We start from the raw sequence: 992 nt of genomic DNA on the forward strand, positions 1-992 counted from the left end.
CGCGGGTCGCACGGTAGACGTGATAGCCGGCCAACCTGTCCTCGAGACGGTCGACGGCCGCGAGTGCCACCTCCGGGCCGTCGAGTTCGGCGACCGCGATGGCTCGGTTGAGGGCGATGAGCGGCGAGGGGTCGAGGCGGACGAGCTGGTCGTAGAGGGCGACGACCACCCGCGCCCACTCCTCGTGGTGGGCCCGAGTGATCGCCTCCCGGACGTCGACCCTGTTCACAGGAACGGCCGTACCTCGACCTTCCGATTGCAGGCCTTCGACCCCTCGGCGGCCAGCTTGAGCGCCACCTCGAGGTCCGCGGCCTCGATGATCCAGAAGCCGGCGAGGAACTCCTTCGACTCCAGGAACGGCCCGTCGGTGAACATCGCCTCCCCACCCCGGTTATCGATCACAGTGGCCGCGCTGGGCGCCCCGAGGCCGCCGGCGAAGACCCAGTGGCTCTCGGCCACAAGCCGGTCGTTGAACACGTCGATCGCAGCCATCTCGGCCGGGGTGCCGGAGCCGGTGCGACGGAGCTCCTCGTCTGTCGTGTCGTCGATCACGGAAACCAGGTACTGCATTTCGGATCATCTCCTGTGGCTCGGGGACGCCCCTCGCGGGCAGCCGCTCAACCCTGCAACGAACGCCTCCACCTCGATCCGACACCACCCCCGGATTCCTTTCACGACGTTCTGGTGCGCCGGTGGTGAACGATCCGACTCATCGAAGCCATCGCTGGACACCTGCGCCGGTCAGCGGCGGGGCCGCAGCCTTCCCGGCGTGACACCACGCCTCGACCTTGCGCTTGCCGGCCCCGGCGGCGAGGCTGAGCGCCATGTCGAGGGCGGAGGCGTCGATGATCCAGAGTCGGCGAGTCACCTCTGGTTCCGACGCGGGCGATCTTGGCTATACGGCTGGACCCGGTCGCGGACCAGCTTTCGGACAATCTAGGGCTAGTCTCCGATCCCCCCGTGGGGGTGGCCCGTTCCGGCCCTGAAAATGG

2 protein-coding genes and 1 pseudogene are annotated in these 992 nt (G+C 68.4%); all 3 read right to left on the reverse strand.

Going from position 1 to position 992, the window contains the following annotated elements; all coding sequences use genetic code 11:
• Positions 1-166, reverse strand: a pseudogene (locus U9980_RS11245) (RNA polymerase sigma factor); the annotation flags it as partial.
• 59 nt (positions 167-225) lie between these two features.
• Complete coding sequence (locus U9980_RS11250) at positions 226-570, reverse strand: YciI family protein (RefSeq protein WP_322767865.1); 345 nt, start codon at positions 568-570, stop codon at positions 226-228.
• Between the two features lie 139 nt (positions 571-709).
• Positions 710-868 (reverse strand): hypothetical protein, encoded by a 159-nt coding sequence (locus U9980_RS11255; protein ID WP_322767866.1) that lies wholly within the window; start codon positions 866-868, stop codon positions 710-712.
• Between the last annotated feature and the right edge of the window lie 124 nt (positions 869-992).

The organism is Protofrankia sp. Cr1 (assembly GCF_963555865.1).
Classification (GTDB): Bacteria; Actinomycetota; Actinomycetes; order Frankiales; family Frankiaceae; genus Protofrankia.